Below are 26205 nucleotides of genomic sequence, written 5' to 3'. Positions count from 1 at the left end.
CAATATTGACCAGTGGCACGCCCTGTTCGCGTGCGGCGAGAGCGCCACCCATCCAGTCCACGATGACGTCGGCACCGCCGCCGGCAATCACCTGCTCTGGGGCGACGTCAGGGCCACCGGCCTTGATGGTGATGTCGATGCCTTCATCTGTGTAAAAGCCCTTGTCCTTGGCGACGTAGTAGCCCGCGAACTGGGCCTGGGCGACCCATTTAAGCTGCAGTGTCAATGCATCGGCAGCAAAAGCCTGAACCGACGTCAGCGCCATGGCGCCAGCCAGCAGTCCGTATACGAGTTTTTTCATCTAACGTTCCCTTGTCCCTGTTATCGTCTACGCCTGTCCACTACGAACGGACGGATGCCAGAAGGTGACGGCGCGCTCGACCAGCACCACCACCCAGTAAAAAACCGAACCCGCCACTGCCGCCATGGCGATTTCGGCCCAGACCATTTCGACGTTGAGCTTGCCGATCTCCGAGGAGATGCGAAAGCCCATGCCGACAATGGGTGTTCCAAAGAATTCCGCTACGATTGCGCCGATCAGCGCCAGTGTCGAGTTGATCTTGAGCGCGTTGAAAACGAACGGCGCCGCTGCCGGCAGCCGCAACTTGAACAGCGTCTGCCAATAACCCGCCGCATAGGTACGCATCAGATCCCGTTCCATACTTCCCGAGGCGTTCAGCCCGGCAATGGTATTCACGAGCATCGGGAAGAAGGTCATGATCACCACGACTGCGGCCTTGCTCTGCCAATCAAAGCCGAACCACATCACCATGATCGGCGCGATGCCGATCAGCGGTAGCGCCGACACAAAATTGCCCAGCGGCAGGAGCCCGGCCTTGAGGAACGGCGAACGGTCAATGGCGATAGCCACGGCAAAGCCGATGCCGCACCCCAGCGCGTAACCGATCAGCACCGCCTTGAGGAAAGTCTGGACAAAATCGGCGCCAAGGACCGGCAGGTTGGCCAGCAGCATCGTCCAGATGCCCGATGGCGCTGGCAGCAGCACCTTGGGCACATTGGCCCCCAGCGTCACCGCCTGCCAAAACACCAGGATCGCGGCGCCAAACATCAGCGGGATCAGGGTGCCATAGGGCCGCTCCGCCACCTGGCCTTCACGGATCGCCTGCGACAGCCGCTCGGCAAACAACCAGGCCAGCATCCACACACAAGCCAGCGTCAGCCAATAACCGGCTAACCCATGATCGAAATGCCCAAGGCCGGCGACGACCAACACCGCGCCGATCACCGCCAAGCCGCCCGCCGCCGCGAAATGCACCGCCTTGCGGAACCCCAGCAGCGCCGCGACGGTAACCACCAGATAGATCAGATAGGGCCAGAAATCCCAGGCCATCATCTGCACAGCGCCCGCCTGCCCATAGGGCAAAGCGAGGGCAGCCAGCGCTGCGACGCCAGCAATCCCAGCGAGAATTTTCTGCAGCATGCTCATGCCGGACGTGCCCCCATGCGGGCGGTGGTCAGCCGTTCGGCAATGCCGACAACGATGATCAGCGCACCAGCCAGGGCAGCGGCGGCAAACAGCGCCGACCAGATCTGGATGGTCTGGCCATAATACGAGCCAGCCAGCAGTCTTGCGCCCAAGCCGGAACCGCCACCCGCCGGCAATTCGCCGACAATGGCGCCGACCAGGCTTGCCGCAATCCCCACCTTCATCGAGGTGAACAGATACGGCAGCGCAATCGGCCAGCGCAGCTTGATGAAGGTCTGCAGCCGCGAGGCGTTATAGGTGTGCAGCAGATCAAGCTGGATGGCTTCCGGGCTGCGGAAGCCCTTGACCATGCCGACCACCACCGGGAAAAAGCTCAGATAGGTGGAAATGATCGCCTTGGGCACCAATCCCTCGATGCCCACCGCGTTCAATACCACGATGATCATCGGCGCGATGGCCAGGATCGGAATGGTCTGGCTGGCAATGATCCACGGCATCAGCGAGCGATCCATGGCGTTGTTATAGACAATGAACAGCGCCAGCCCGATGCCTAGCGTGGTGCCGAATACAAAGCCCAGGAGCGTCGCGGAAAGCGTCACCCAGCCATGATAGACGAGACTTTTCTTGGAAGTGACGGCCTGTTGCGCCATGGTCTTCCACAGCTCCACCACCACCTGATGCGGTGCCGGCAGCAGCGGCTTTTCCATGCTGAGCAGATCATTGAACTGCTGGCTGAGCGGCACGTCGATCGTGCCGGCGCGCTGATAACTGTCGCTCAGCCGCGGCCAGTTCATCACCAGCGCGGCGGCGTACCAAAACACTAAAATGGTCGCCAGCACGATCAAAATGGGGAGGATGGTGCCAGGCTTTTTCATCTGCGGCCTATTCCTCGTAGGAATGGCCGGCGCGCAATCCGTCACGGACGCGGGCAGCAATGGCTAGAAATTCCGGCGTCTCGCGAATGTCGAGCGGCCGCTCCCGGGGCAGCGTGCTGTCGATGATATCGGTCACCCGTCCCGGACGCGGCGACATCACCACGATCTTGGTCGAAAGATACACCGCTTCAGGAATCGAATGCGTCACGAAACAGATGGTCTTTTCCGTCGCTGCCCACAGCTTGAGCAGTTCGGAATTGAGGTGATCACGCACGATTTCATCGAGCGCGCCGAACGGTTCGTCCATCAGCAACAGATCGGCGTCAAACGCCAGCGCACGGGCAATCGAGGCGCGTTGCTGCATGCCGCCGGATAGCTGCCACGGATGCTTGTTGCCAAACCCGCCGAGGTTCACCAGCTCCAGCGTCCGGGCAATCCGTGCCTGCTGTTCGGCTTTGGAGTAACCCATGATTTCGAGCGGCAGCGCAATGTTCTGCTCGATGGTGCGCCACGGATAGAGCGCAGCCGCCTGAAACACGTAGCCATAGGCGCGCTTTTCACGGGCCTGTCGCGGGGTCATGCCGTTGATTGATAGCGCTCCCGAGGTCGGGTGTTCTAGTTCGGCGATAGCGCGCAGGAACGTGGTCTTGCCACAGCCCGAGGGGCCGATGAAAGACACAAACTCGCCCTTGGCGATATCGAGGGTGACATTGGACAAAGCATTGACCGGACCATCATTGGTCTGGAAGGTCAGGCTCAAATCCTTGGCCGAAACAACGGTGGTCAAATATGCACCTCTCCAGGCAGACCGACCGGGCAAAGCTTCAGTGGGCCGATAGTGTCCAGGCCTTCCAGTTTAACGAAATAGCCATCGATGCTGCTGCCACTGACCACCACACTATCCATAGTGGTGCCCTCCTCGCCTTCGGCGCTGCACACCCCGCCCAGGGTGAACACGCCATCAACCGCCGACACCAGCGTATCGAAATCGCAGCCCGAACCGTAGGACGAAAAGCTGTCCGGCGTCAGGAAGACGAAGTCGTCGCTATCGATATTGCCGCTTGCATAAGCGACGCATCCCGCGGCATTGCCGTAAACGCCGATGATCGGCAGCACTTCGGCGCTAGCCGGGCCGGCAAAAGCCAGCCCAAACAGCAACACACCAAAGCGCATGGGCAAGCGCGCCATCAAACCCCCGATGCCGGAATGCCGGCGCGTTCGACCTTGCGCGGAGCAACGATGTCTTTCCAGGTCGAGAGCGCCCGGTTCACCGGATTGGTCGCTTCGCGCGCCACGAACTTGCCGTGGCCGGGCTCGGTCTTGATCTCGTTTTCAACGATCGCCACCTTGCCGCGGGTCAGCACATAGCGCGGTAGGCCGGTGACTTCGAAGCCCTCGAACACGTTGTAGTCGATGATCGACTGCTGGTTTGCTGCCTTGATGGTCTTGGAGCGCTTGGGGTCCCACACCACGATATCGGCGTCAGCGCCCACCAGGATCGCGCCCTTTTTTGGATAGCAGTTGAGGATCTTGGCGATATTGGTCGAGGTCACCGCCACGAATTCGTTCATGGTCAGGCGGCCCGTGGCAACGCCCTTGGTCCACAGCACCGAGAGCCGATCTTCCAGGCCGCCGGTGCCGTTGGGGATCTTGGAAAAATTGCCGATGCCGTTACGCTTCTGCGCCGTGGTGAAGGCACAGTGGTCCGTTGCAACCACCTGCAGCGAGCCCGAAGCCAGACCTGCCCACAGCGAATCCTGATGGGTCTTGTTGCGGAACGGCGGCGACATCACGCGCCGGGCAGCATAGTCCCAGTCCTGGTTGAAATACTCGCTTTCATCCAAGGTCAGATGCTGGATCAGCGGCTCGCCATAGGCGCGAATGCCGGCCTGCCGGGCACGACGAATGGCTTCATGCGCCTGCTCGCAGCTCACATGTACGATATAGACCGGCACTCCAGCCATGTCGGCAATGGTGATGGCGCGATTGGTGGCTTCGCCCTCAACTTCCGGCGGGCGTGAAAAGGCATGGCCTTCCGGACCATTATTGCCCTCGGCCAGCAGCTTCTGCGTCATCTGGGCGACGATATCGCCGTTTTCCGCATGCACGAAGGGAATGGCGCCAAGCTCGGCACAACGGGTAAACGACGAAAACATCTCGTCGTCATTGACCATCAGCGAGCCCTTATAGGCCATGAAATGCTTGAAGCTGGTAATGCCGCGATCGACCACCTCGGCCATTTCGCGCCACACCTGCTCGCCCCACCAGGTGATCGCCATGTGGAAGGAATAATCCGCCGAGGCTTTCGAGGTCTTGTTGTCCCACATCTGTAGCGCTTCAAGCAGGCTCTGATTGGGACTGGGCAGGCAGAAATCCACCACCATTGTAGTGCCACCAGAGAGCGCCGCGCGGGTGCCGCTCTCGAAGTCATCGGTGGAATAAGTGCCCATGAACGGCATTTCCAGATGCGTATGCGGATCGATGCCGCCCGGCATGATGTAGCAACCGGTGGCGTCGAGCACTTCATCGCCACTCAGGTTCGGCCCGATCTCGACAATGATTTCACCCTCGATTTTCACATCGGCCTTGTAGGTGAGATCGGCAGTGACGACGGTGCCGTTTTTGATGACTTTGCTCATGTGTTCTGTCCCAGAATGTGTTTGTTCATCGGCAAAGCCCCTCACCCGTCGCAGCGCGCCACTTTCGCCCCGATGGGGCGAGGAAAAGCCGGCAACCACTGGTTTCGCGCTGCCTCAACCTACAATCTCCGCAGTTTCAAGCACCGCATGCAGCAACACATCCGCGCCTGCGGTCGACCATTCCTTGGAGATTTCTTCGGCCTCGTTGTGGCTCAAACCGCCAACACACGGGCACATGATCATGGTCGATGGCGCCACTTTGTTGGTCCAGCACGCGTCATGTCCGGCGCCCGAAATGACGTCCATGTGCGAATAGCCAAGGTCTTCGGCCGCCTTGCGGACGCGGGCGACCAGCGTGGGATCAAAGGTCACCGGGTCGAAATGCCCAACGGCTTCCACCGCATAACCAACGCCGAGCGCTTCGCAAATCGCCGGCGCTTCGGCTTCGATCCGCGCACGCATTGAATTGAGCTTGGCCAGTTCGGGTGAGCGGATATCGACAGTGAACACCACGGTGCCTGGCAGCACATTGCGCGAATTGGGCGAGAACTTCATCTGCCCGACGCCACCCACGGCGCCCGGCTGATGCTCCATGGCGACGGTCTGCACCATCTCCAATATCCGCGCCATTGCCAGCCCGGCATTGACGCGCATGTTCATTGGGGTGGAGCCGGTATGAGCTTCCTTGCCGGTCAGCGTGAATTCGAGCCACCACAGGCCCTGCCCGTGGGTGACGACGCCGATCTGCTTGTTCTCGGCCTCAAGGATTGGGCCTTGTTCAATGTGATATTCGAAATAGGCGTGCATCTTGCGCGCGCCGACCACTTCATCACCCTGCCAGCCGATGCGTTTGAGTTCGTCGCCATAGGTCTTGCCGTCCGGGTCCTTGCGGCCATAGCCGAACTCGAGGCTATGAATGCCGGCAAACACCCCCGAAGCCAACATGGCCGGCGCAAAGCGGGCGCCTTCCTCATTGGCCCAGTTGGTAACGACGATGGGATGCTTGGTCTGGATGCCCAGATCGTTCATCGAACGCACCACTTCGAGCGCCGCGAGTACGCCGAGCACGCCATCATACTTGCCGCCAGTCGGCTGCGTATCGAGATGGCTGCCGACATAAACCGGCAGCGCATCCGGATCAGTGCCGGGCCGGGTCATGAACATGGTGCCCATCTGGTCGACGCCCATGCTCATGCCTGCCTCTTCGCACCAACGCCTGAACAGCTGACGGCCTTCGCCGTCCTCGTCGGTCAGCGTCTGGCGGTTATTGCCCCCGGCGATGCCGGGGCCAATTTTGGCCATGTCCATCAGGCTACCCCAGAGCCGGTCGCCGTTGATCCGAAGATTTTCGCCGGGAGCTGCCATTGAACGCTGACCTTTAAACTAAAGCTATTTCTGGCTCGGGAAGGAGAATTCCGCGCCGCCCTTGATGCCGGCGGGCCAGCGGGTGGTGACGGTTTTGAGCCGTGTGTAGAAGTGGACGCCTTCGGGGCCGTAGATCGAATGATCGCCGAACAGGCTACGCTTCCAGCCGCCGAACGAGTGATACGCAACCGGCACCGGGATTGGCACGTTGATGCCCACCATACCCACTTCGATCTTGTCGGCAAATTCGCGGGCGGCGTCGCCGTCGCGGGTGAAGATGGCGGTGCCATTGCCATACTCGTGCTCATTGATCAGCTTGACCGCATCGGCATAGTTTTCGGCGCGCACCACCGACAGCACCGGCCCGAAGATTTCTTCCTTGTAGATGGTCATCTCGGGCGTCACATGGTCGAACAGCGTGCCGCCAACATAGTAGCCATTCTCATAGCCCTGCAGCGAAAAGCCACGGCCATCGACGACGAGATCAGCGCCCTGCTTCACCCCGGCATCGATATAGCCGACGATCTTGTCGCGGTGCATCTTGGTGACCACGGGACCCATTTCGGCGTCCTTGTCGGTCGCCGGACCGATCTTGAGGGCTTCGACGCGCGGCTTGAGCTTGGCTACCAGCGCATCGGCTGTTGCCTTGCCCACTGGCACGGCCACGGAAATCGCCATGCAGCGTTCTCCAGCTGAACCGTACCCGGCGCCCATCAGGGCGTCGGCTGCCTGATCGAGATCCGCATCGGGCATGATCACCATGTGGTTCTTGGCGCCGCCCAGAGCCTGCACGCGCTTACCGGCTTTGGTGCCGCGCTGATAAACATATTCGGCAATCGGGGTCGATCCGACAAAGCTCACCGCCTTGATGTCGGGATGATCAAGGATCGCGTCGACCGCTTCCTTGTCGCCATGGATGACGTTGAGCACGCCTTCGGGCAGCCCTGCTTCCATGAACAGCTTCCAGGCCAGCATCGGCGCCGACGGATCGCGTTCGGAGGGCTTGAGGATAAAGGTATTGCCGCAGGCGATCGCGGCCGGATACATCCACATCGGCACCATGGCCGGGAAGTTGAACGGGGTAATCCCCGCCACCACGCCCAGCGCCTGCCGGTCGGAATAGCTGTCGATCGAGGGGCCGACATTGCGCGAAAATTCGCCCTTGAGCAGTTGCGGAATGCCGCAGGCGAAATCGACGCAGTCGATGCCGCGCGCCACTTCGCCCATCGCGTCGTCATGCACCTTGCCGTGTTCACGCGAAATCTCGCGGGCCAAATCCGCCGCATACTGGTCAAGCAATTGCTTGAACTTGAACATGACCCGAGCCCGCTTCATTGGCGGGGTGTTCGACCAGGCCGGGAACGCCGCCTTGGCCGCAGCCACGGCCGCGTCGATTTCGGCATTGGTGGAGAGCGGCAGTTCGGCGATCTGTTCGCCAGTGGCCGGATTATAGACGGCGCTCTTGCGGGTCGAGACGGAGGTATAGCGCTTGCCGTTGACGGCGTTTTCGATGATCTGCATCAGTCAATCGCCTTCAAAACCTTGCGCAAGCCTTCGATCAGCTCGTCGATGTGATGCTTTTCCACGATCAGCGGTGGGCTCATGGCGATGATGTCTCCGGTGGTGCGCACCAGGAACCCGCTTTCAAAGCCTTTGACGAAAGCGGAGAACGCCCGCTTGGTCGGCGAGCCCGCGATCGGTTCCAGTTCGACCGCGCCGACGAGGCCGATATTGCGGATATCGATGACATGCGGCTCGCCTTTGAGCGAATGCAGCGCCTCGCCAAAGTATTCGCCCATTTCCTTGCCGCGGGTGAGCAGGCCTTCTTCCCTGTAGGTTTCCAGCGTCGCCAGACCCGCCGCCGAAGCAATCGGATTGCCCGAATAGGTGTAGCCGTGGAAGAACTCGATCATGTGCTCGGGGCCGGTCATGAAAGTATCGTGGATTTCCGAGCTGACCAGCACCGCGCCCATCGGGATCACGCCATTGGTCAGGCCCTTGGCGGTGACCATCATATCGGGCGTCACGCCAAAATAGTCGGCACCAAACGGGGTACCGAGACGGCCAAAGCCGGTGATGACTTCGTCAAAGATCAGCAGGATGCCATGCTTCTTGGTGATCTCGCGCAGGCGCTTCAGATAGCCCATCGGCGGGATCAGCACGCCGGTCGAACCAGCCACCGGCTCGACGATCACCGCAGCGATGGTCGAAGCATCATGCAAGGTAACGATGCGTTCCAGCTCGTCAGCCAGTTCGGTGCCATATTCTGGTGGCCCCTTGGAAAAGGCGTTCTTGCTGAGGTTATGGGTATGCGGCATATGATCGACGCCGGCCAAAAGCGTGCCGAACATCTTGCGGTTGGTGACGATGCCGCCCACCGAAATACCACCGAAATTGACGCCGTGATAGGCCCGTTCACGTCCGATCAGCCGGGTGCGTGAGCCTTCGCCGCGCACCTTGTGATAGGCCAAAGCCAGCTTGAGCGCGGTCTCCACCGATTCGGAGCCGGAATTGGTGAAAAGCACATGGTTCAGCCCTTCAGGCGCAATATCGACCAGCCGATTGGCCAGCTCGAACGCCTTGGGATGGCCCATCTGGAAGGCGGGGGCGTAATCCAGTTCGGCCGCCTGCTTTTGGATCGCCTCGGTGATCTTGGGGCGGCAATGGCCGGCATTGCAGCACCACAGGCCTGCCGTGCCATCCAGCACCTGCCGTCCATCGCTGGTAGTGTAATGCATGTCCTTGGCCGCGACGAACATACGCGGCGCTTTCTTGAACTGCCGGTTCGATGTAAACGGCATCCAGAAAGCGCTCAAATCGTTGGGCGTCACATTGGCTGAATTCGACACGAGGGGCTCGCTCCCGATATTATGACTGATCTGGTCATATTTATTGGCTCTTGACGCGGGGCCGCATTACCAAGAATTTTGACCAGTTGGAAAAATGTTAGCACTCTGATGCCGCCGATCAAGGTGAAAAATGCCGAGACTGTGTTGGTGACCAAGCGCCCTGACAAAACCGCCACGGTTCCCGCAACCAAGGTGCGCCCGCTGACGCGCATCCAGCGCGAAAAGCAGGACATCATTCTGGAAGCTGCGCTGGAAGTTTTTTCGCTGCATGGCTTTCGCGGCGCCACCATCGATCAGATCGCCGACGTCGCCGGCATGAGCAAACCCAACCTGCTGTATTATTTTCCCCGCAAGGAAGAGATCCATCGGCGGCTGATTTCCGAACTGCTGGTCACCTGGCTGGAGCCGCTGCGCGAAATGGATGCCGACGGCGATCCCTTTCCCGAGATTCGCTCCTATATCCGTCGAAAGCTGGAAATGGCCCGCGATTTCCCCCGCGAAAGCCGGCTGTTCGCCAATGAAATGCTGCAGGGCGCGCCGCGCATCAGCGAAATGATCGAGGTCGATCTCAAAAACCTGGTCGATGAAAAGGCCAAGGTGCTCCTGGGCTGGATGGATGAGGGCAAGTTGGCTCGCACCGATCCCTATCACCTGATCTTTTCGATCTGGGCGACGACGCAGCACTATGCCGATTTCGACGTGCAGGTGCGGGCGGTACTGGGCCCGGGCCGCGGCGGCGAGGGCCGCTTCGAAGATGCGGCGCGTTACCTGGAACAATTGTTCCTGCACGGGCTGACGCCGCGCAAGGTGGCCGTCTAGGCCGCCTCAACGCTCCGGCACCAGTGCCAGCACGGCAAGGCCGAGCACAACGACCAGCGCTCCGGCCAGCACCGAGACACTGGCCCAGCCGTGTCCGACCAGCCCTTCGAACAGGATGACGAAGACCGGCGTCAGATAGCCATAGGCAATGACCTTGGCCGCAGGCAGGCGCTGGGCGGCGAACTGCACCAGAAAAAAGGTCACCGCCGTCGGAAAGATCGCGAGATAGCCAATTACCCACCAGACCAGCGCCGGCAGCGCCAGCCAATTGGTTTGCATAACCTGCCCAAAGCCATACAGCCCGACCCAGATCGTCGTGGCCAGTACGGTGAAAAAACTTGCAACCAGCGCCGGCTCACCGCGACTGAATTTTCGCAGCAGCGGCGTGTAGATCGCATAGCAGACGCAGCCACCAAAAAAGATCAGTTCGCCCTGCCCGATATCGAAGCGCGCGATGGCGGCGATATCGCCGCGAAACACTACCCAGATCGAACCAAGCCCGGCCAGTAGCAGGCTGATCAGACCGATCGGACCAGTCTTTTGTCCCAACAGGAGCAGACCCAGGCCCGCCGCCATCAGCGGGATCAGCGTGAACACCGCGCTGGTTGCCACTGGCGCGGTCATTTGCAGCGCCACGAACATGGAAACGAAATAGAACGCCATCAACAGGCCGAGCACGCCGTAGCGCCACGGGGCTGCCGGAGGGGTGAATTTGAAGCGCGCAACGCCGAAGGCTGCGACCCCCATCAAAATCGTGCCCAGCACGAAGCGGACGGCGTTGAGCGGCACCGGGGCAATCTGCCCGGCGATCAATCCGCCCAGCGTGAACGAAGCGGCGATAAACCCCGCAAAGGCCAGCATCGCCAGATGCGCCAGCAAGCGTTGGCGAGGAGCGACCGAAAGCGCGGTCACAGCGTGCCAGCAATTACCAGCAGTAGCCCACCGGCCAGCGTGATGTTGACCAGCACCAGATAAAGATGCGGATCGCGCTCCTTGCCCGAAAACAGGAACAGATTGTGATAGAGCGAGGTGGCCAGCACCAGAAACACGATCAGCAGCAGCGCGCCCAGCACCGGCCACAGGCCCACGACGAGCGATATCCCGCCGACCAATTGCATGGCAAAACCCAGCGCCACGATCGGCGGCGGCAGCGCCCAGCCATAATTGGTCATCGAGGGGATGCGGGCCTTGAACCCGGCAAAATTGCGCCCGGCGGCGACCAGGAAAAACAGGCCGAAAATTATGCGGCCGATCAGGAACAGGGTAGCAGCCAGGCTCACTTTTACGCTCCGGTTATGCGCTTTGAACGCCCTCTTCTAGCGTAAAGCAATCCGGCTTGCGAGGCGCTATCAGGCCCGCTCGCGCCAAGCCGGCATCATCCGCGCCAGCACGCCGTCCTTGACCCAATAGTGATGAAACAGCGCCGCGCCGGCATGGCCGGCGACAAGGTAGATGATGGTCCAGGCGGTGAGATTGTGCAGGTTTTCGACGGTGCGTTCGAGCCCCTCATTGGTGCCGATCAGCGCCGGGATCGAGAACAGGCCGAAGAATGAAAATTCTTCGCCCTGGAACCAGCGCAGCGTGAACCCGAGCCCGACCTGGGCAACCAGCAGGGCATAAAGCGCCAGATGCATGGCCTGGGACAGCAGATGCTGGATGCCACGATTGGCCGCCGGCAGACGACGACCCGGCAGCAAGCGCCAGAGCAGACGACCGACAATGGCAATAGCCAGCAGAATGCCGAGCGAGATGTGCAGCGATTCCAGCGGCCGGCGCCAGCCCAGGTCGCGTGGGGCCTGTTGCCAGATCAGCGCGCTGCTGAACAGCGCCAGGACCAGCACTGCGGTGATCCAGTGAAAGGCGATGGTGATCCCATCAAACCGCTGGGGCGAGGTCTTGGACGGGATGGAAGCGTCTGCGGAAGCGATGGTCATCGGGCGCCTTTAGTCAATTGCGCGGATCACTCTGGCGCCGCAACGCACGAACTGCAAATTAAACTCCGGAATAATTGTTACAGTTTGGCAAGGTCAGGCGGCGGTCTGGTCTGCGCCATGACCGCCAGCGGCCTGCCATCCGGGTCGTTGAAAAACGCCATCCATTCCTCGGTGCCGTCGGCATGACGATGGATCATCTGCGGTGGATGAACGAAGCTTGCGCCACGTCCCAGCAGATCGGCATGGGCCGTGACAATGTCGGATACCTGAAAATACAGCACTGATTCATCGGGCGAAGGCTTCGCCCTTTGCTGCAGGTAAAGCCGGGTACCATCGCAATCGAAGAAGGCCAACTCTCCAAAGGTGTAGAGATGTTTCAATCCAACCACGTCGCTGAAAAATGTCACAGCCTCGGCGATATCGCCAACGCCGCGCGAAATCTGGCCAATGGCTGAAAGCTGCATTCTGATTTCCCGCGCTGACTGGGTGATCCGCCCAGACTACACCGGGTCAGAAAATTGCTCCAGCCTGTCCGTTACCCGCGCGACCATCCGTTGACAGTCGGCATAAGATTACTTAACTAAATACCTAAGTAATAGGATGGAGGACGAGATGTCCAAAGTAGTTGCCTCTTTCACCATGTCGCTCGATGGCTACTCGGCAGGCCCCGACCAGACCCTTGAAAATCCGCTCGGCATCGGCGCCAAAACGCTGCATCGCTGGCTGTTCGATGGCGCTGATGACAATCAGGCAGAAACCGCCGCCTTGCTGGGACACGGCGCCTTCATCATGGGCCGCAATATGTTTGGCCCGATTCGGGGCGAGTGGGACCTCGATTGGCGCGGTTGGTGGGGCGAGGAGCCGCCCTATCATGGCCCGGTCTTTGTTCTGACCCATCATCAGCGCGAGCCGCTGGTGATGTCCGGCGGCACAACCTTCCATTTTGTTACCGACGGCATCGCATCGGCGCTCGGCCAGGCTCGTCAGGCCGCGGGCGACAAATCGATCAGCATCGCCGGTGGTGCCAGCACGGTGCGGCAATATCTCAATCTTGGTGCAGTCGATGAATTGAATATCCAGCTCTCGCCGATGTTCCTGGGTGCCGGTGAGCGACCGCTGGATGGCCTGCAGGGCGTCATCTTGACCTCGACCTATGCCCGCTATACGCCGCTGGCGACGCATCTGCGCTATCTGGTGTCCAAGACGTAAACCACGCCCAGAAACAGAGCGGCCCTCCCGATGATCGAGAGGGCCAAAGCATTGGTGGACAGGAAAACCTATTCTGCCGGTTCTGCAACCACCGGCTTGGCGCCCGGATTGTTGGGATGGGTGGTCCAATTCGCCTGATGCGAGGTGTCCTCGCAGGCGATATAGCAGCGGCCGCAGGAAATGCAGAGATCCTGGTTGATCTTGGCCTTGGCTACATAGTTGAGGTCGAGGAACTGCCACTCGGTGACATTGCGCACGGCGCGGCCGGTGATGGCGTCGAGGTCCTTGTGGCCCTTTTCGTCCATCCAATTGTTCAGTCCCGAAATCATCTCCTCAACGATCTTGAAGCCATGGGTCATTACGGCGGTGCACACCTGCACATTGCCAGCCCGTAGGTTTCCGGATCGCGGGTAATTTCGGCCACCATGTTGAGCGCGATCGGTTTCACCGCCGGCGGGCCTTCCTCGCCCAGCGTCTTCCACACCACACCACACCACACCACGCCGCCCCAGCCCGCCTTGAAGGCGCGCTCGAAATTATAGGCTCTGTCGGTCGGCTGCGCCGAAGCCAGCCAGAACGGGTTCGGCGATTTGATACCGACAAAATTACTCCGAAGATCAGCCATTATTGCCTCCCGACAGATAGATGTGGATGCTTTCAGCTGCGTCGCGTCCCTCGGCCACCGCGGTCACCGTCAGATCATCGCCGCCGGTAGCGCAATCGCCACCAGCCCAGATGCCAGGCACTGAAGTGCGACCATTTTCATCGACTTCGATCTTGCCGCCGGGCAGTTGTAATCCGCCGCCAACCGAAGCCAGGGTCTGGCCTATGGCCTTGAACACTTGATCGGCCGCCAGCGTAGTGGTTTCGCCGGTTTCCACCAGCCTGCCCTCGACAAGGTTGGTATAGGCCAGCTCGATCTGGTGACCTTGGTGCCATCGGTCAACACCCGCTTCGGCGCCATCCAGTGCCGGATGATCACGCCCTTGGGTGCCGCCAAATCCTGTTCGAATTCGGAGGCGGTCATGTTCTGCTTGCCGCGGCGATAGACCATGGTTACCTCATCGGCGCCCAGCAGCTTGGATTGCACGGCCGCATCCACCGCGGTCATGCCGCCGCCGATCACGACCACGCGGCGGCCAACCGGCAGCGCCGACAGAGCGGGCGATTGCCGCAACGCCGCGATGAAGTCGACCGCATTGGCGACGCCACCGACCGTTTCGTTCTCGGCGCGCAGCGCATTGACGCCCCCCAGACCCATGCCCAGGAACACCGCGTCATATTTGGCCTGCCACTCTTCAAGCGAAAAGCCCTCGCCCAGTGCCTTGCCGTTGACAATGTCGATGCCGCCGATGGCGATGACGTAATCCACCTCGTCCCGGGCGAAGCCATCGGTCGATTCGTAGGAGGCAATGCCATATTCATTGAGCCCGCCCGCCTTGGGCCGCGCGTCGAAAATCTTGACTTCGTGGCCCTTGGTGGCCCGTCGATGCGCAGCAGCAAGACCCGCCGGACCAGCACCGACCACGGCCACCGTTTTGCCGGCTGCCGGTGCGCGTTAGAAGAACTGCGCATGCTCCTTCATGGCGATGTCGGTGGCGCAGCGCTGCAGTTGGCCGATCTTGACCGGCTTGCCCTCAGCTTGCTCACGCACACAGCTTCCTCGCAAAGCTGCTCGGTGGGGCAGACGCGGGCGCACATGCCGCCCAGAATGTTCTGCTCGAAAATGGTTTCGGCCGCGCCCAGTGCGTTGTCGGTGGCGATCTCGCGAATGAACAGCGGGATGTTGATGGAGGTCGGGCACGCATTCATGCAGGGCGCATCGTAACAAAAATAGTACCGGTCGGCCTCGACGAAGGCTTCGTGCCGGCTCAGCGGCGGGGGCAGATCAGAAAAATTGTTCGCATATTGCGACGCATCAAGCCGCCCCGGCGCAATGCACTCTTTGAGAACACCCCGTGCCATCTTAAACCCCTTGCTGCTGTCGTTCCTAAGGGAAGGCCAGCGCAGCTCAAATTTTTTATCAATTGGTCAAATTATGGGAGAATGATCCGTTCCAAGCGGGCTTCCTCACCCTGAAATCACGACGCAATGGCGTCACAATTGGCCTCCGCCCCTCATTTTGAGGCCAGAATTGCCAATGCAACCCGCTGATTTCGCCGCCTGCCGCCCAAACCATGGAACTGTTGCGCTCAGGGCACACAGGAAAATCTGAATCCGCAAATGCGGCAAATCGACCCCCGTGGTTTTCCAGTATTGCCGATCTGTGGATTCATATCCTCAAATTGAGGTTAATCCAGATGAACGGCCGGCCAGTCCATCCGCAAAGTGCTGCGACATATCAGCAACAGACGGCCCGTCCCGGCCAATTGCGGCTAATTGGTCCATATTGTGGCCCCTGCCGCCCTTTAGTCAGCGCACATCTTGAACTTCGTGAGTTAGACGCTTGATTAGAAAAATCATCACCGCCACCGCAATTGCTGCAACCCTGCTCTCGGTTTCCACAGCAACTGTTTATGCTCAATGTGGCGGCGCCTCCTGGTACGGTCCTGGCTTCAATGGCAAGAAGGCCGCCTCGGGGCAGACTTTCAATGAGAACGCGATGACAGCCGCGCACCGTTCCCTCCCCTTTGGCACCAAACTGCAGGTCACCGACCAGCGCACCGGCAAGACCATCCAGGTCACCATCAACGATCGCGGGCCGTTCCATTCCGGCCGCATCATCGATCTCTCCAAGGGGGCAGCCACCGCGCTCGGCTTCCGTGGCCGCGGCACCACCTCGGTCTGCATCGAACGGATCTGATCCAAATTTGTTGATTGTCGAGCGGCCGCCCCACGAGGCGGCCGTTTGCATGTTCAGACCAGATCGTTCTGTGCCGCCAGAACGGTGTCGATCTCGCCCATCACCGCAGTGGGCAAAGGTCCCTTGTCGAGCGCCCCCAGATTGTCCCGCACCTGCGCTTCAGTCTTGAAGCCCGGGATCGGCAAAGTGTGGGGCGAACGGGCCAGTATCCAGCCCAGCGCACCTTGCGCCGGGGTGCGGCCCCCGGTCTGCAGCAACTCCCGGATCGCTTCGACACGCCGAACCACCTCGGGACGGGGACGGCCACCGGCAAAAAACCGCACCCAGCTATGACCCGCCGCGCGCACATCGCTCGCCGCCAGCCGCGATTGGACGCTGAACTTTCCGGTGAGCATGCCCATCGCCAGTGGCGAACGGTTGAGGCTGGCAAGGTTTTCCTGCGCGCAAAGCGCCAGCAGATCAGGGCCGTCGTGAAACACATTCAACTCCTGCTGGACGGCGGTGAAGTGCGGAAATTTTGTCATCCGCCCGGCGGCGGCGGCGCTGTCGGTGCTCCAGCCCCAGGCGCGAATTTTGCCCAAAGCCACCTGCCGTTCCAGCGCCTCCCCCGTCGCGTCGGCGACGCTGTCGGCCAGGTCGCCAACGTGGATCTGGTAGAGATCGAGATAGTCGGTGCCCAGTCTTTGCAGGGACGCCGCCAGCGCCTGCTCGATATAGGTCGGGCTGACATCGGTCGCCAGCAGCGCCTTGCGTGACGCGTCATAGGTAAAACCAAACTTGGTGGCGATCACCACATCGGCGCGGCGCCCGGCCAGCGCCTGCCCCAGAATGGCCTCGCTGTGGCCGGTGCCATAGGCGTCGGCGCTATCGAACAGCGTGCCGCCCATCTCCAGCGCGACCGCGATGGCGCGGATCGATTGCGCGTCGTCGATATCGCCCCAGCCATCCGGCTTTCCATCCAGTGTGAAATGCCCGCCGATGGCCCAGCAGCCCATGCCGATAGCGCTGGTGGCAATGCCGGAACGGCCAAGCCTGCGGATCTTGGAAAAATTCATTTTCGATCTCCTGTCGATAGCCTGACGAGCCTGAAGCACAGTCTTGCAGTTTTGCATGGACCGTTTGTCATGTGCGCGGCGGCTCTTGTGATGTCGCGCCAAGACTTGCGCATTTCTGTACAGCTTCGCTACACTCAAGCCCGCAACGCATTTTGCAGAAATGAAAAATGGATTTTAGTTGGGATGATCTGCGGCTGTTTCTTGACGTTGCCCGGTTGGGCGGCCTAAGCGCGGCGACCAAGACCACTGGCCTCAGCGCCGCTACGCTGGGCCGTCGCATCACCACTCTGGAGCGGCAACTCGGCACGCCGCTGTTTGTGCGCTCGCAAACCGGCTACCGGCTGACCGAAGCCGGCGAGGAATTGTTGGCCCGCGCCGATGATGTCGAAATTGGCATGCGGTCGCTGCAGCGCTGGCGGGAGGGCGCGCTCGGCGATCGCACCGTTCGCCTTTCGGCCGGCTTGGGTACCTCGGCGTTTTTGTCGCGCCACATTGCCCGGCTTTGGACCACCGACGATGCCTTCGGGCTCGAACTGGTCACTGCCAATCAAAAGATCGATATCGGTCGCCGCAATGCCGATCTGGGTATCCGCAATCAGCGCCCGTCCGAACCGTATCTCGCAGGGCGGCTGATCGGCGCCGTCGCCTATGCGCTCTATTCCGGGCGTTCGTTGGTCGATGGGGCCAAGGCGGGCCTGTTCGTCGGCATGGCCGGAGAGGCCAACCAGACCCAGTCGGCCCGCTGGCTGCAGGCCCATCATGGCGATCGCATCGGCGTGCGCGGCAATGACGCGACCAGCGTACGCGAACTGGTGGCGGCCGGCGCTGGCCTCTCGGTCTTTCCCTGCTTTGTCGGGGACAGCGATCCGCGCCTGATCCGGGTGGCCGCGCCCATCCAGGAATTGCAGACCGATCAGTGGCTGGTCAGCCATCACGACGAGCGGCACACTCCGGCGGTCCGAACAGTTGCCGACCGGGTGGCCGGCCTGATGCGTGAGCACAATGCGCTGTTTGCGGGTCAGCAGCCGTTAGCGGTCCCTTAGCATTCAACGCATTATCATGCGCACTTGGAATTTTCCGGGGCGCAGGGGACGCGACCTGAGATGAAAGCAACCGCTTTTGTGGTGGGGCCAGTGGACGGGCCCGGCGCCGCGATGACCGACATGGCGCGTGGCCTGAAATTTCAGGCCGTGCTGCCCTATGCCGGCGTCAGTAATGCCGAACAGCAGGCTGTACGCACCCCGGTGTGCTTCTTCCTGTTTGCCGCCGTGGCCGATGTGGAAACCCTGCGCAATGTGGCCGAAGCGATCCGCTTTGCGCCCAGCCGCAAGATCCGCTTTTCGCCGCTGATCTATTTCTCCGAGAGCCCATCGGTCGAAACCATCAAGCGCTGCATTAATATGGGGTTCGATGACGTTGTCACCATGCCATTCAGCCAGCGACGACTGGCGGACCGCATGGCGCGGCAGGTTGGCACCAATCTGGTCTATTACGAAACCTCGGGCTATTTCGGCCCGGACCGGCGCGACCGCGCGCCACAGCTCGCCGCCAAGGCACAGGACGAACGGGTTGGCGGCAAATATCGACGCCTTGAAATCGTCCGCAATTTCCTCACCGGCATCAATGTGGTGCGTGACGATCTGTTCCAGGCCGGTTAAGGCGCAACGCACTTTCATTCCCAAAGCGCTTAAAATTTCGATGCAGCGTTGCAAAAACGCAATGCAATCGTTTCAGATTTGAAATTGCCGGCTATTTCCCTGGGGCGCGAATTCGCATAGCTTGGAGCCATTCTGCTTTGCGAGTTTTTGCCGTTATGAAATTTGGCCTCGAGCTGCCCCCGCACCTGCGCGTGTTTGCGGGGTTTTTCCTGTATTCCTTTTGCATGGGCAGCATTTATCCGCGCCTCCCCGATATTCAGCGTGAAATGGGCGTGCAGGAAGGGGCTCTCGGCCTGGCGCTGATTGGCGCTGCCGTCGGTACGCTGATCACCCTGACCTTCGGCGGCGCGCTGATCGAAAAGATCGGCCATCGCCGTGTCTTGCTGATCGGCATTCCGCTGCTGGCGGTGTTTTACGCGCTTGCCAGCTTTGCCAATGGGCCATTGACCTTCTTCCTGCTGCTGGTGCCCGTTGGCCTGACCATTGGCGGCATTGAAGTGGCGGTCAATCTGGAAGCGGACCGCGTCGAACATGCGCTGGGCCGCCGCATCATGAACCGCGCCCATGGCTTCTGGAGCATCGGCTTTTTTACCTCGGGGCTGGTGAGCTCCTTCATCGCGCAGGCTGGCCTGTCGCCGCATTGGCACCTGCTGCTGATGGTGCCGGTGGTGGCGCTTTCCACCGCGCTCATTCTGGGTGGTTTTACTGCCGCCGAACACCGCACCGGTGGTTCCACCGACGACGGGCCGCGCTTTAATCGGCCAACCGTGGCCATCCTGATCCTTGTTGGCGTCACAGTCTCGGCCATGGTCATGGAAGGCGCCGGCATCGACTGGTCGGCTATCTATATGAAGAAGCTGTTTGCCGTCGAACCGTTCTGGGCCGGCTTTGCCGTGGCCATCGGCGCCGGCGCGCAGGCGCTGGCTCGCTTTTTTGCCGACCGCTTTGTCGAGCGCTATAGCCCGGCCAATGTGGCACGCACCCTTCTGGGCATTCTTGGCCTCGGCGTGGTGCTGGTATTCTTCTCGCAGAGGCCGTGGCTGTCGCTGGCCGGTTTTGCCATGATGGGCGTCGGCACCAGTGCCATCTTCCCATTGGCCATGTCCGCCGCCGCGCAGCGCACCGATCGTCCGGCTGCCGTCAATGTGGCGGCCCTGGCCCAGACCGCGTTCGTGGCCTTTCTGCTTGGGCCGCCGCTGCTGGGCTTTATCGCCGAGCATTTCGGCATCCGCTGGGCGTTCGGCATCGGCATCCCGCTGGTGGCCATCAGCCTGCTCTCCACCGGATCGCTTTCGTCCAAGGCCAAGGCGGTGACCGCATGACCATGCCTCCACAATACCGCACCTATTCGTGCTTTTTCCTCTACGGCGTGGCGCTTGGCGCCATGCTGTCGCGTATTCCCGATCTGCAGGAGCACCTCGGCATCTCCACCGGTGAACTTGGCCTGACCCTGATCGGCCTGTCCATTGGCGCCCTGATCGCTTTGACCTTTAGCGCCCCGCTGCTGGACCGGATCGGCGCGCGCATCACTGGGCTGATCACCATTCTGGGCACCGCTGTGCTGTTTGCCGTCGTCCCCTGGCTCCCCTCGGCGCAGGCGGTGTTTGCTGTGTTGTTCTGCATCGGCCTGTTGGCCGGAGCGCTCGAGATCATGGTCAATGTACAGACCGACCGGCTGGAGGCCCAGTTCGGCAAGACCTTCATGAGCCGCGCCCATGGCTTCTGGAGCCTGGGCTTTTTCGTTACCGCCATGATTGCCGCCGGCGTACGCCAACTGGGCATCTCCATGCATGTGCATCTGGCGGTGATTTCGGCGCTTGTCGTGATAGCCGGGTTCTACATGATCAATCCGATGGTCGATGCACCCGCTCGCCCCAATGCCAATCAGGACAAGACGCCATTAATCGCCTTCCCGAGCTGGGGCCTGATCCCGCTTTGCATTATCGGCATTGCGGCGTTCCTGGTCGAAGGCGCTGGCGTTGACTGGTCGGGCGTCTATATGCGCGACATCTTCCAGGTCGCGCCGTTGATCGGCGGCCTTGGGCTGACGCTGTTCACCTTGTTCATGGCGATGAGCCGGCTGTTTGCCGATCCGGTGATCGAGCGCACCAGCCCGCGCCTCGTCGCCAGCGTCCTGCTTGGCCTGTCGGCCCTGGGCGCGCTGATGGTGGGCCTGGCCCCGGCGGCATGGGTGGCGCTAATCGGGTTTGCCCTGCTCGGCATCGGTTGCAGCGCAGTCTATCCGCTGGCGGTTTCGGCCGCAGCGCAGCGCACCGACCGGCCATCATCGTTTAACGTGGCTGCGCTCGGCCAGGTGTCGTTCGTGATCTTTTTCCTCGCACCGCCATGCCTGGGCATCGTGGCGCAGTATCTGGGTATTCGCAATTCCTACCTGATCACCCTGCCGGTCATTGCGCTGGGCCTCTACTTTGCCCAGACCCTGTCCAACCGTCCGACCGCCGTCGTCCATGCGATCGAACCTGCCACACCGCACGGATAACGCCATGGCCGATCTGCCGCCGATCATCGATCTGCGCCAATCGGCCACGGCTCTGCGGGTGCAGCGTGGGGTCATGCGCCTGCTGCGCCAGACCTATGACATGTGCTGCTATGCCGAAGTGCCGCTCGGCAATGGCCGCCGCGCTGATGTGTTGGCGGTCGGTCCCAAGGGCGAGATCTGGATCATCGAGATCAAATCCAGCCTGATCGATTTTCAGGTCGATCGAAAATGGCCCGAATACCGGGAATATTCCGACCGGTTCTTTTTCGCCAAGCCACCGGAACTGGATGCAGACATCTTCCCGGACAGCGAAGGGCTGATCGTGGCTGATGGGCATGACGGCGCCATCCTGCGCGACAGTCCCGATACGCCCCTGCCCGCCGCACGGCGCAAGGCGCTGATGCTCAAGCTGGCGCGGCTGGGCGCTGATCGTATCCACACCTTGATGGACCCCGGCCCGCAATAGAACCCGCGCTACTCGTCTGCCGACTGGTTTTCGCGGGGTGCTTCGGCCGCCGGCACCGCGCCGAGCTTGCCCTGCAGTTCCCGCATGATCGCCAGCTTTTCCGCATCGCTCTTGGCGGCCCGCAGGCGTTGATCGAGCCTGGCGGTAAAGTCCGAAAACTGGTTGTGCCAGTCGCTGGCCACCTGGTCGTGGTCGATACGCGGCACTGCTGGCTGGGTGACCGCGCCCACCCCGTTTGGATGCAGTTCATAGCTTTCATCGAGCAGCGGCATGATCACCTGATTGCCGGGAATGCCGGTGAGCACCACCGCAGCCCGTAGGGCGGCACGGCCTTCGTCCTCGCCATGAGTCAAAAAAATCGCGCCATGCGCCGGCAACCGTTCCTTGATCCAGGCCATCAGTTCGGAATGATCGGCATGGGCGGAGTAATTGCCCATCGAGCGGATCTGCGCCTTGACTGGCACCAGGGTGCCATGAATGCGCACTTCCCTGGCGCCGGACTGAATGATCTGCCCCAGTGTGCCAGGCGCCTGATAACCGACAAACAGCACGGTGGCATTGGCGCGGATCAGATTATTGCGCAAGTGGTGTTGGACGCGCCCGGCATCACACATCCCCGAGGCGGACATGATGATGGCGCCGCCGCGAATGGTATTGATCGCCTTGCTGTCCTCCACCGCCTCGATGATGCGGAAGCGCGGATCGTTGAACAGCTCGTCGGCGCTGAGTTCGACGTCATCGAACATCTTGGCATATTTGCGATAGACCCCGGTGACCTTGGAGGCCAGCGGCGAGTCCAGAAACACCAGCTTGGGATCGATCTGTCTGGTCTTGATCAGCCAGCCGATGTCATGCAGCAGCTCCTGGCTACGCTCCACGGCAAAGGCCGGGATCACCAGATTGCCGCCGCGCGCCATGGCGTCATTGATCTGGGTCTTGAGCTGTTCGCGGCGCTGTTCCAACGTGTAGTCGTCGCGCTCGCGGCCACCATAGGTCGATTCGCAGAGGATATAATCGAACCCCGCCGGCCCTTCCGGTTCTTTGTAAAACACCTTCTCATCCGGGCCGATATCGCCGGAAAACAGGATCGTGACAGTCTTGCCATCGTTGTCCTTCACCTCGACCTGGATCGAGGCCGAACCAATGATATGCCCGGCATTCCAGTACTTGGCGCGCACGCCCGGACCCGGCTCGATCCACTGGTGATACGTTGTGGTCTGGCGGTGCTTGAGCGCTTCATTGGCGTCGTCGAGCGTATAGAGCGGCTTGGCCGGCTCGTCGCCGCGCCGCCCGCGATACTTGGTTTCGCGCTCGGCTTCGCTCTCCTGAATGCTGGCGCTGTCGGGCAGCAGATATTCCAGCAGGCCCGCCGTTGGCTCGGTCATCCACATCTGCCCGGCAAAGCCTTCGCGATAGAGCTTGGGCAACAACCCGGCATGATCGATATGGGCATGGGTCAGCAGCAGGAAGTCGATGTCGCGCGGATTGAACGGGGTTGGCTTCAGGTTCAGATTGCGCACCGAACGATTGCCCTGGAATAGCCCGCAATCGATCAGGAACTGCCCACCCGGATGCACGATGCGATAGCACGACCCAGTAACGGTTCCCGCGGCGCCGTGAAAGTGGATGGTGACGGCCATGGCAGCGCTCCTCGGATTTTGTTCTTTCCCAAATAACGACACAAATGCGGTGCCATTCCGGAGATAGCCAAGCTAGCGCACCTTTGTGGCCAAAACCAACGATCGTGTGGGAAGGCGTTGTGCCTAGCGCGGTGCGCGCTTGGCCAGAATCCGCTGCAGCGTCCGGCGATGCATGTTCAGCCGCCGCGCGGTTTCCGAGACATTGCGGTCGCACAGTTCGTAGACGCGCTGGATGTGTTCCCAGCGCACCCGGTCGGCCGACATCGGATTTTCCGGCGGTTCGGGCTTGTCTTCGCCGGTCGCCAGCAGCGCGTTGATCACATCATCGGCATCGGCGGGCTTGGACAGATAGTCGACGGCGCCGAGCTTTACCGCGGTAACGGCAGTGGCGATGTTGCCATAGCCGGTCAAAACCACGGCCCGCGCATCGGCCCGCTTCTGGTGCAGCGCCGAAACCACTTCAAGCCCGTTGCCGTCTTCCAGCCGCAGATCGACCACCGCATAGGCGGGCGGGCGCTCACTGACGGCGGCAAGGCCGGCCGCCACGGTGGCAGCCGTGCGCACTTCAAAGCCGCGCTTGACCATCGCCCGTTCCAGCCGCGTCAGGAAGGCGGCGTCGTCATCTACCAGCAGCAGGCTCGGATCGCCCTGCAACAGTTCTTCAATCGTGCTCATGGCCTCTCACATAACGGCTTGCAGCCTATACGTCAAAAGCCCGTCAGCCGATCTCTGCACCGTCCACCCCGCGCGGCCAGACAATTTTGACCTGCGCGTGACCATTTGCCTCGATATTGAGAAAGGCCAGCCGTGCCCCGGTGCGCTCCAGCAGGGTCTTGGCGATAAAGATGCCCAGGCCCAGCCCACCGGGCTTGTCGGCATCCGGCCCCTGCGGATCGCGAGCGCGGGTCGTAAGGTACGGTTCGCCCAGCCGGGCGATCAGTTCCGGCGGAAAGCCGGGGCCATCGTCGGTGATGGTCACGGTAATCGCCTCGGTATCCCAGCCCGCCTCGACCCGCACCCGTTGGCGGGCAAAGTCGGCGGCATTCTCGATCAGATTGCCCAGCCCATAGAGCAGGCCGACACTGCGCTTGAACACCGGCGCCGGCCCGGCCGCTTTTTCGTGGTAAAACAGGATCGCCTTGCCATGACCGTCGTGAGGTCGGGCCACCTCGGCCAATAGATCGGTCAGTGGCACCGAGGCAAACGGATCGCCGCCATCCGAGCCCAGATTGCGCAGCTTGGCCAGAATCGCCCGGCAGCGCGCCGCCTGGGCGATGATCAACTCCACGTCTTCGGCGAGCGGGGTGCCCTTTTCCACCTCCGAGCACATTTCCTTGGCAGCCAGCGCAATGGTGGAGAGCGGCGTGCCCAATTCGTGCGCGGCGGCGGCGGCAAGGCCATCCAGTGCGCTCAACTGCTCCTTGTGCGACAGCGCCAGTTCGGTTGCGGCCAAGGCGTCGGCAATCTGGCGCGCATCATGGGCGACGCGGTTGGTATAGGCGGCGATGAACACCACGCCGCAGATCAGGGACACCCAGATGCCGATGACATAGATGCGGTTAAACACGATCTGCTCGCTCGGTGCCCATGGCAGGGGCCAGTGCCACACCGACACCACCGAGGCGATGATCGCCACCAGCAGCGCAATGGCAAAGGTCGCCCGCTGCGGCAAGGTGGTGGCCGAAACCGAGACCGGCGCCAGCAGCAGCAGCGAAAACGGATTGTGCAAGCCGCCGGTCAGCGCCAGCAATCCACCCAGTTGCAGGCTGTCATAAGCAATCTGGATCGCGGCAAATTGCGAGGATGGCCGATGCGCGGCGCCGAAGCGCACGATCATCACCACGTTGAACGCCACCGAGAGCCCGATCAGCCCGAAGCACTCGGCCAACGGCACCGGAAAGCCCAAGCCATAGGCCACGAACAGCACGCCGATGGTTTGCCCGGCAATCGCCAGCCAGCGCAGCAACACCAGGGTTTCCAGCCGCAATGGCCGCCAGGTGGAAGGCAATGGCAGTCCGTCGGCATGCATCAGGCTCATTCAAAGGCTCCAACATCCATTTGCATGGGAAATCTTATGACCCATTTCAAGATCAAAAAAATCCAAGGCACATGCTTGATCCTACCCCGGACAGGGCCACATCCCCATCATTCGTGACTGGGAAAGGCAACGGATATGCACACAGCGATTATCAAACCCTCGTTCTCGCCCCTGACCATCGCTTTGATGGTCATCGGCTTCATTACCTTCTGGCCGCTCGGCCTGGCGGTCCTCGGCTATATCATCTGGGGCGAAAAGTTCGGCGGCTCGGCTGACAAGGCTCAGGGCTACTGGAACAAAGGCAAGTCCTGGTGTGGCCCGATGGGCAATCACCGCCATGGCCGCCATCAGCGCCAGAATTACTACGCCTCCAATTCGAGCGGCAACGCCGCCTTCGACGAGTACCGGGCTGAACAGCTCAAGCGCCTCGAAGAAGAACGCGCTCGTCTCGATGCCGAAATCGACGCTTTCCACGACTATATGGCCAACCTCAACAAGGCCAAGGATCGCGAAGAGTTCGATCGCTTCATGAACGACCGCCGCGGCAACCGCCATGGTTATGGCGATGACCGCAACCCCAATGACGGCCCGAACAATGGCGACAACAACGGCAACAACAATGGCTGGGGCTCGGGCAACAACAACGCCTAGGCCCTGCCTACTCTCCTCCTGAAGCAGTCGTTTGCCCCAAACGATTGATACCTGGCGCTCCCTCGGGAGCGCCATTTTTGCTTTTGGTACATAATCTTACCCCAATCACCGTACGGCACCTCCCCCTTGATGGGGGACTGTTCACTTTGGACTCAGTTTGAGATTTCGGTTGAAGAACAGGGCAAGTGTCACGTCGAGCATCTGAAGTGTTTTGGAGGCGCGTTTGGATCGGCGGGTGAACCGGGCCAGGTTGTCTC

At 61.1% G+C, this 26205-nt stretch carries 26 protein-coding genes and 2 pseudogenes; 9 read left to right on the top strand and 19 right to left on the bottom strand.

Going from position 1 to position 26205, the window contains the following annotated elements; all coding sequences use genetic code 11:
- From ABIT12_RS10970 to ABIT12_RS10930, 9 genes are all read right to left on the bottom strand, one after another.
- Positions 1 to 301 (bottom strand): ABC transporter substrate-binding protein (locus ABIT12_RS10970; protein ID WP_348041917.1); only part of this gene is annotated, 301 nt, incomplete at its 3' end.
- A 27-nt stretch (positions 302 to 328) separates the two neighbouring features.
- Entirely contained in the window at positions 329 to 1447 is a 1119-nt protein-coding gene (locus ABIT12_RS10965) for an ABC transporter permease (protein WP_407065614.1), read from the bottom strand.
- The gene (locus ABIT12_RS10960; RefSeq protein WP_348041916.1) at positions 1444 to 2322 is read right to left on the bottom strand and encodes an ABC transporter permease; all 879 of its coding nucleotides are present in this window, start codon (positions 2320 to 2322) and stop codon (positions 1444 to 1446) included. The genes ABIT12_RS10965 and ABIT12_RS10960 overlap by 4 nt, the downstream gene beginning before the upstream one ends.
- A gap of 7 nt (positions 2323 to 2329) precedes the next feature.
- Positions 2330 to 3109: an ABC transporter ATP-binding protein gene (locus ABIT12_RS10955; RefSeq protein ID WP_348041915.1), complete on the bottom strand. Its 780-nt coding sequence runs from the start codon at positions 3107 to 3109 to the stop codon at positions 2330 to 2332.
- The gene (locus ABIT12_RS10950; RefSeq protein ID WP_348041914.1) at positions 3106 to 3510 is read right to left on the bottom strand and encodes a hypothetical protein; all 405 of its coding nucleotides are present in this window, start codon (positions 3508 to 3510) and stop codon (positions 3106 to 3108) included. The genes ABIT12_RS10955 and ABIT12_RS10950 overlap by 4 nt, the downstream gene beginning before the upstream one ends.
- The gene (gene hydA, locus ABIT12_RS10945; protein ID WP_348041913.1) at positions 3510 to 4961 is read right to left on the bottom strand and encodes a dihydropyrimidinase; all 1452 of its coding nucleotides are present in this window, start codon (positions 4959 to 4961) and stop codon (positions 3510 to 3512) included. The genes ABIT12_RS10950 and hydA overlap by 1 nt, the downstream gene beginning before the upstream one ends.
- A gap of 114 nt (positions 4962 to 5075) precedes the next feature.
- Positions 5076 to 6326 carry a Zn-dependent hydrolase gene (locus tag ABIT12_RS10940; RefSeq protein WP_348041912.1) on the bottom strand — a complete coding sequence of 417 codons (1251 nt, stop codon included), beginning with the start codon at positions 6324 to 6326 and terminating at the stop codon, positions 5076 to 5078.
- Positions 6327 to 6350: 24 nt separating this feature from the next.
- The gene (locus ABIT12_RS10935) at positions 6351 to 7847 is read right to left on the bottom strand and encodes a CoA-acylating methylmalonate-semialdehyde dehydrogenase (RefSeq protein ID WP_348041911.1); all 1497 of its coding nucleotides are present in this window, start codon (positions 7845 to 7847) and stop codon (positions 6351 to 6353) included.
- Positions 7847 to 9175 (bottom strand): aspartate aminotransferase family protein, encoded by a 1329-nt coding sequence (locus tag ABIT12_RS10930; protein ID WP_348041910.1) that lies wholly within the window; start codon positions 9173 to 9175, stop codon positions 7847 to 7849. The genes ABIT12_RS10935 and ABIT12_RS10930 overlap by 1 nt, the downstream gene beginning before the upstream one ends.
- Before the next feature lie 147 nt (positions 9176 to 9322).
- Here ABIT12_RS10930 and ABIT12_RS10925 point away from each other — a divergent pair, with 147 nt between their 5' ends.
- Positions 9323 to 9994, top strand: coding sequence for a TetR family transcriptional regulator C-terminal domain-containing protein (locus ABIT12_RS10925; RefSeq protein ID WP_348041909.1), 672 nt, complete (start codon positions 9323 to 9325; stop codon positions 9992 to 9994).
- Between the two features lie 6 nt (positions 9995 to 10000).
- Here ABIT12_RS10925 and ABIT12_RS10920 read toward each other — a convergent pair whose 3' ends face one another.
- The 4 genes from ABIT12_RS10920 to ABIT12_RS10905 all read right to left on the bottom strand — a co-directional run bounded on the left by ABIT12_RS10920 (position 10001) and on the right by ABIT12_RS10905 (position 12392).
- Positions 10001 to 10906, bottom strand: a complete 906-nt coding sequence (locus ABIT12_RS10920; protein ID WP_348041908.1) for a DMT family transporter — start codon at positions 10904 to 10906, stop codon at positions 10001 to 10003.
- Complete coding sequence (locus ABIT12_RS10915) at positions 10903 to 11274, bottom strand: DoxX family membrane protein (RefSeq protein ID WP_348041907.1); 372 nt, start codon at positions 11272 to 11274, stop codon at positions 10903 to 10905. The genes ABIT12_RS10920 and ABIT12_RS10915 overlap by 4 nt, the downstream gene beginning before the upstream one ends.
- Positions 11275 to 11343: 69 nt before the next feature.
- Positions 11344 to 11928, bottom strand: coding sequence for a cytochrome b (locus ABIT12_RS10910; RefSeq protein WP_348041906.1), 585 nt, complete (start codon positions 11926 to 11928; stop codon positions 11344 to 11346).
- Positions 11929 to 12005: 77 nt separating this feature from the next.
- Complete coding sequence (locus ABIT12_RS10905) at positions 12006 to 12392, bottom strand: VOC family protein (protein ID WP_348041905.1); 387 nt, start codon at positions 12390 to 12392, stop codon at positions 12006 to 12008.
- Positions 12393 to 12540: 148 nt separating this feature from the next.
- Between ABIT12_RS10905 and ABIT12_RS10900 the strand changes: the two genes are divergently transcribed.
- Positions 12541 to 13137 carry a dihydrofolate reductase family protein gene (locus tag ABIT12_RS10900; protein WP_348041904.1) on the top strand — a complete coding sequence of 199 codons (597 nt, stop codon included), beginning with the start codon at positions 12541 to 12543 and terminating at the stop codon, positions 13135 to 13137.
- 68 nt (positions 13138 to 13205) lie between these two features.
- Here ABIT12_RS10900 and ABIT12_RS10895 read toward each other — a convergent pair.
- Positions 13206 to 13762: pseudogene (locus ABIT12_RS10895) on the bottom strand (4Fe-4S binding protein).
- A pseudogene (locus ABIT12_RS10890) lies at positions 13755 to 15102 on the bottom strand (NAD(P)-dependent oxidoreductase). Before ABIT12_RS10890 ends, ABIT12_RS10895 begins: the two co-directional pseudogenes overlap by 8 nt.
- Before the next feature lie 481 nt (positions 15103 to 15583).
- Between ABIT12_RS10890 and ABIT12_RS10885 the strand changes: the two are divergent.
- Positions 15584 to 15940, top strand: a complete 357-nt coding sequence (locus ABIT12_RS10885) for a septal ring lytic transglycosylase RlpA family protein (protein ID WP_348041903.1) — start codon at positions 15584 to 15586, stop codon at positions 15938 to 15940.
- Between the two features lie 53 nt (positions 15941 to 15993).
- On the opposite strand, the gene ABIT12_RS10880 is transcribed toward ABIT12_RS10885, so the two are convergent.
- Complete coding sequence (locus tag ABIT12_RS10880; RefSeq protein WP_348041902.1) at positions 15994 to 16995, bottom strand: aldo/keto reductase; 1002 nt, start codon at positions 16993 to 16995, stop codon at positions 15994 to 15996.
- A gap of 167 nt (positions 16996 to 17162) precedes the next feature.
- Between ABIT12_RS10880 and ABIT12_RS10875 the strand changes: the two genes are divergently transcribed.
- The 5 genes from ABIT12_RS10875 to ABIT12_RS10855 all read left to right on the top strand — a co-directional run bounded on the left by ABIT12_RS10875 (position 17163) and on the right by ABIT12_RS10855 (position 21619).
- A complete protein-coding gene (locus ABIT12_RS10875; protein WP_348041901.1) occupies positions 17163 to 18038 on the top strand; it encodes a LysR family transcriptional regulator in 876 nt (291 codons plus the stop codon).
- 60 nt (positions 18039 to 18098) lie between these two features.
- Positions 18099 to 18653 carry a hypothetical protein gene (locus ABIT12_RS10870; protein ID WP_348041900.1) on the top strand — a complete coding sequence of 185 codons (555 nt, stop codon included), beginning with the start codon at positions 18099 to 18101 and terminating at the stop codon, positions 18651 to 18653.
- A gap of 155 nt (positions 18654 to 18808) precedes the next feature.
- Entirely contained in the window at positions 18809 to 19975 is a 1167-nt protein-coding gene (locus tag ABIT12_RS10865) for an MFS transporter (RefSeq protein WP_348041899.1), read from the top strand.
- Positions 19972 to 21153 (top strand): MFS transporter, encoded by a 1182-nt coding sequence (locus tag ABIT12_RS10860; protein ID WP_348041898.1) that lies wholly within the window; start codon positions 19972 to 19974, stop codon positions 21151 to 21153. Before ABIT12_RS10865 ends, ABIT12_RS10860 begins: the two co-directional genes overlap by 4 nt.
- A 4-nt stretch (positions 21154 to 21157) precedes the next feature.
- Positions 21158 to 21619 carry an MmcB family DNA repair protein gene (locus ABIT12_RS10855; RefSeq protein ID WP_348041897.1) on the top strand — a complete coding sequence of 154 codons (462 nt, stop codon included), beginning with the start codon at positions 21158 to 21160 and terminating at the stop codon, positions 21617 to 21619.
- Positions 21620 to 21627: 8 nt separating this feature from the next.
- Here the strand turns inward: ABIT12_RS10855 and ABIT12_RS10850 are convergent, their stop codons facing one another.
- From ABIT12_RS10850 to ABIT12_RS10840, 3 genes are all read right to left on the bottom strand, one after another.
- Positions 21628 to 23259 (bottom strand): MBL fold metallo-hydrolase, encoded by a 1632-nt coding sequence (locus ABIT12_RS10850; RefSeq protein ID WP_348041896.1) that lies wholly within the window; start codon positions 23257 to 23259, stop codon positions 21628 to 21630.
- A 123-nt stretch (positions 23260 to 23382) separates the two neighbouring features.
- Complete coding sequence (locus ABIT12_RS10845) at positions 23383 to 23934, bottom strand: ActR/PrrA/RegA family redox response regulator transcription factor (RefSeq protein ID WP_348041895.1); 552 nt, start codon at positions 23932 to 23934, stop codon at positions 23383 to 23385.
- 43 nt (positions 23935 to 23977) lie between these two features.
- On the bottom strand, positions 23978 to 25297 hold the full coding sequence (locus ABIT12_RS10840; RefSeq protein WP_348041894.1) for an ActS/PrrB/RegB family redox-sensitive histidine kinase: 1320 nt from the start codon (positions 25295 to 25297) through the stop codon (positions 23978 to 23980).
- Between the two features lie 135 nt (positions 25298 to 25432).
- On the opposite strand from ABIT12_RS10840, the gene ABIT12_RS10835 reads away from it, so the two are divergent.
- The gene (locus ABIT12_RS10835) at positions 25433 to 25948 is read left to right on the top strand and encodes a DUF2852 domain-containing protein (protein ID WP_348041893.1); all 516 of its coding nucleotides are present in this window, start codon (positions 25433 to 25435) and stop codon (positions 25946 to 25948) included.
- Positions 25949 to 26205 lie beyond the last annotated feature (257 nt).

The sequence above is a fragment of the Devosia sp. genome (genome assembly GCF_039927955.1).
Lineage (GTDB): Bacteria > Pseudomonadota > Alphaproteobacteria > Rhizobiales > Devosiaceae > Devosia.
This window is presented reverse-complemented; position numbering and strand designations above follow the sequence as displayed.

Bases quoted from the DNA above. Each gene is read 5' to 3' on its own strand.
- ABIT12_RS10965 (WP_407065614.1), bottom strand. From the start codon at position 1,447: ATGAGCATGCTGCAGAAAATTCTCGCTGGGATTGCTGGCGTCGCAGCG.
- ABIT12_RS10960 (WP_348041916.1), bottom strand. From the start codon at position 2,322: ATGAAAAAGCCTGGCACCATCCTCCCCATTTTGATCGTGCTGGCGACC.
- ABIT12_RS10950 (WP_348041914.1), bottom strand. From the start codon at position 3,510: ATGGCGCGCTTGCCCATGCGCTTTGGTGTGTTGCTGTTTGGGCTGGCT.
- hydA (WP_348041913.1), bottom strand. From the start codon at position 4,961: ATGAGCAAAGTCATCAAAAACGGCACCGTCGTCACTGCCGATCTCACC.
- ABIT12_RS10940 (WP_348041912.1), bottom strand. From the start codon at position 6,326: ATGGCAGCTCCCGGCGAAAATCTTCGGATCAACGGCGACCGGCTCTGG.
- ABIT12_RS10935 (WP_348041911.1), bottom strand. From the start codon at position 7,847: ATGCAGATCATCGAAAACGCCGTCAACGGCAAGCGCTATACCTCCGTC.
- ABIT12_RS10910 (WP_348041906.1), bottom strand. From the start codon at position 11,928: ATGACCATCGCTTCCGCAGACGCTTCCATCCCGTCCAAGACCTCGCCC.
- ABIT12_RS10905 (WP_348041905.1), bottom strand. From the start codon at position 12,392: ATGCAGCTTTCAGCCATTGGCCAGATTTCGCGCGGCGTTGGCGATATC.
- ABIT12_RS10900 (WP_348041904.1), top strand. From the start codon at position 12,541: ATGTCCAAAGTAGTTGCCTCTTTCACCATGTCGCTCGATGGCTACTCG.
- ABIT12_RS10880 (WP_348041902.1), bottom strand. From the start codon at position 16,995: ATGAATTTTTCCAAGATCCGCAGGCTTGGCCGTTCCGGCATTGCCACC.
- ABIT12_RS10875 (WP_348041901.1), top strand. From the start codon at position 17,163: ATGGATTTTAGTTGGGATGATCTGCGGCTGTTTCTTGACGTTGCCCGG.
- ABIT12_RS10870 (WP_348041900.1), top strand. From the start codon at position 18,099: ATGAAAGCAACCGCTTTTGTGGTGGGGCCAGTGGACGGGCCCGGCGCC.
- ABIT12_RS10865 (WP_348041899.1), top strand. From the start codon at position 18,809: ATGAAATTTGGCCTCGAGCTGCCCCCGCACCTGCGCGTGTTTGCGGGG.
- ABIT12_RS10860 (WP_348041898.1), top strand. From the start codon at position 19,972: ATGACCATGCCTCCACAATACCGCACCTATTCGTGCTTTTTCCTCTAC.
- ABIT12_RS10855 (WP_348041897.1), top strand. From the start codon at position 21,158: ATGGCCGATCTGCCGCCGATCATCGATCTGCGCCAATCGGCCACGGCT.
- ABIT12_RS10850 (WP_348041896.1), bottom strand. From the start codon at position 23,259: ATGGCCGTCACCATCCACTTTCACGGCGCCGCGGGAACCGTTACTGGG.
- ABIT12_RS10845 (WP_348041895.1), bottom strand. From the start codon at position 23,934: ATGAGCACGATTGAAGAACTGTTGCAGGGCGATCCGAGCCTGCTGCTG.
- ABIT12_RS10840 (WP_348041894.1), bottom strand. From the start codon at position 25,297: ATGAGCCTGATGCATGCCGACGGACTGCCATTGCCTTCCACCTGGCGG.
- ABIT12_RS10835 (WP_348041893.1), top strand. From the start codon at position 25,433: ATGCACACAGCGATTATCAAACCCTCGTTCTCGCCCCTGACCATCGCT.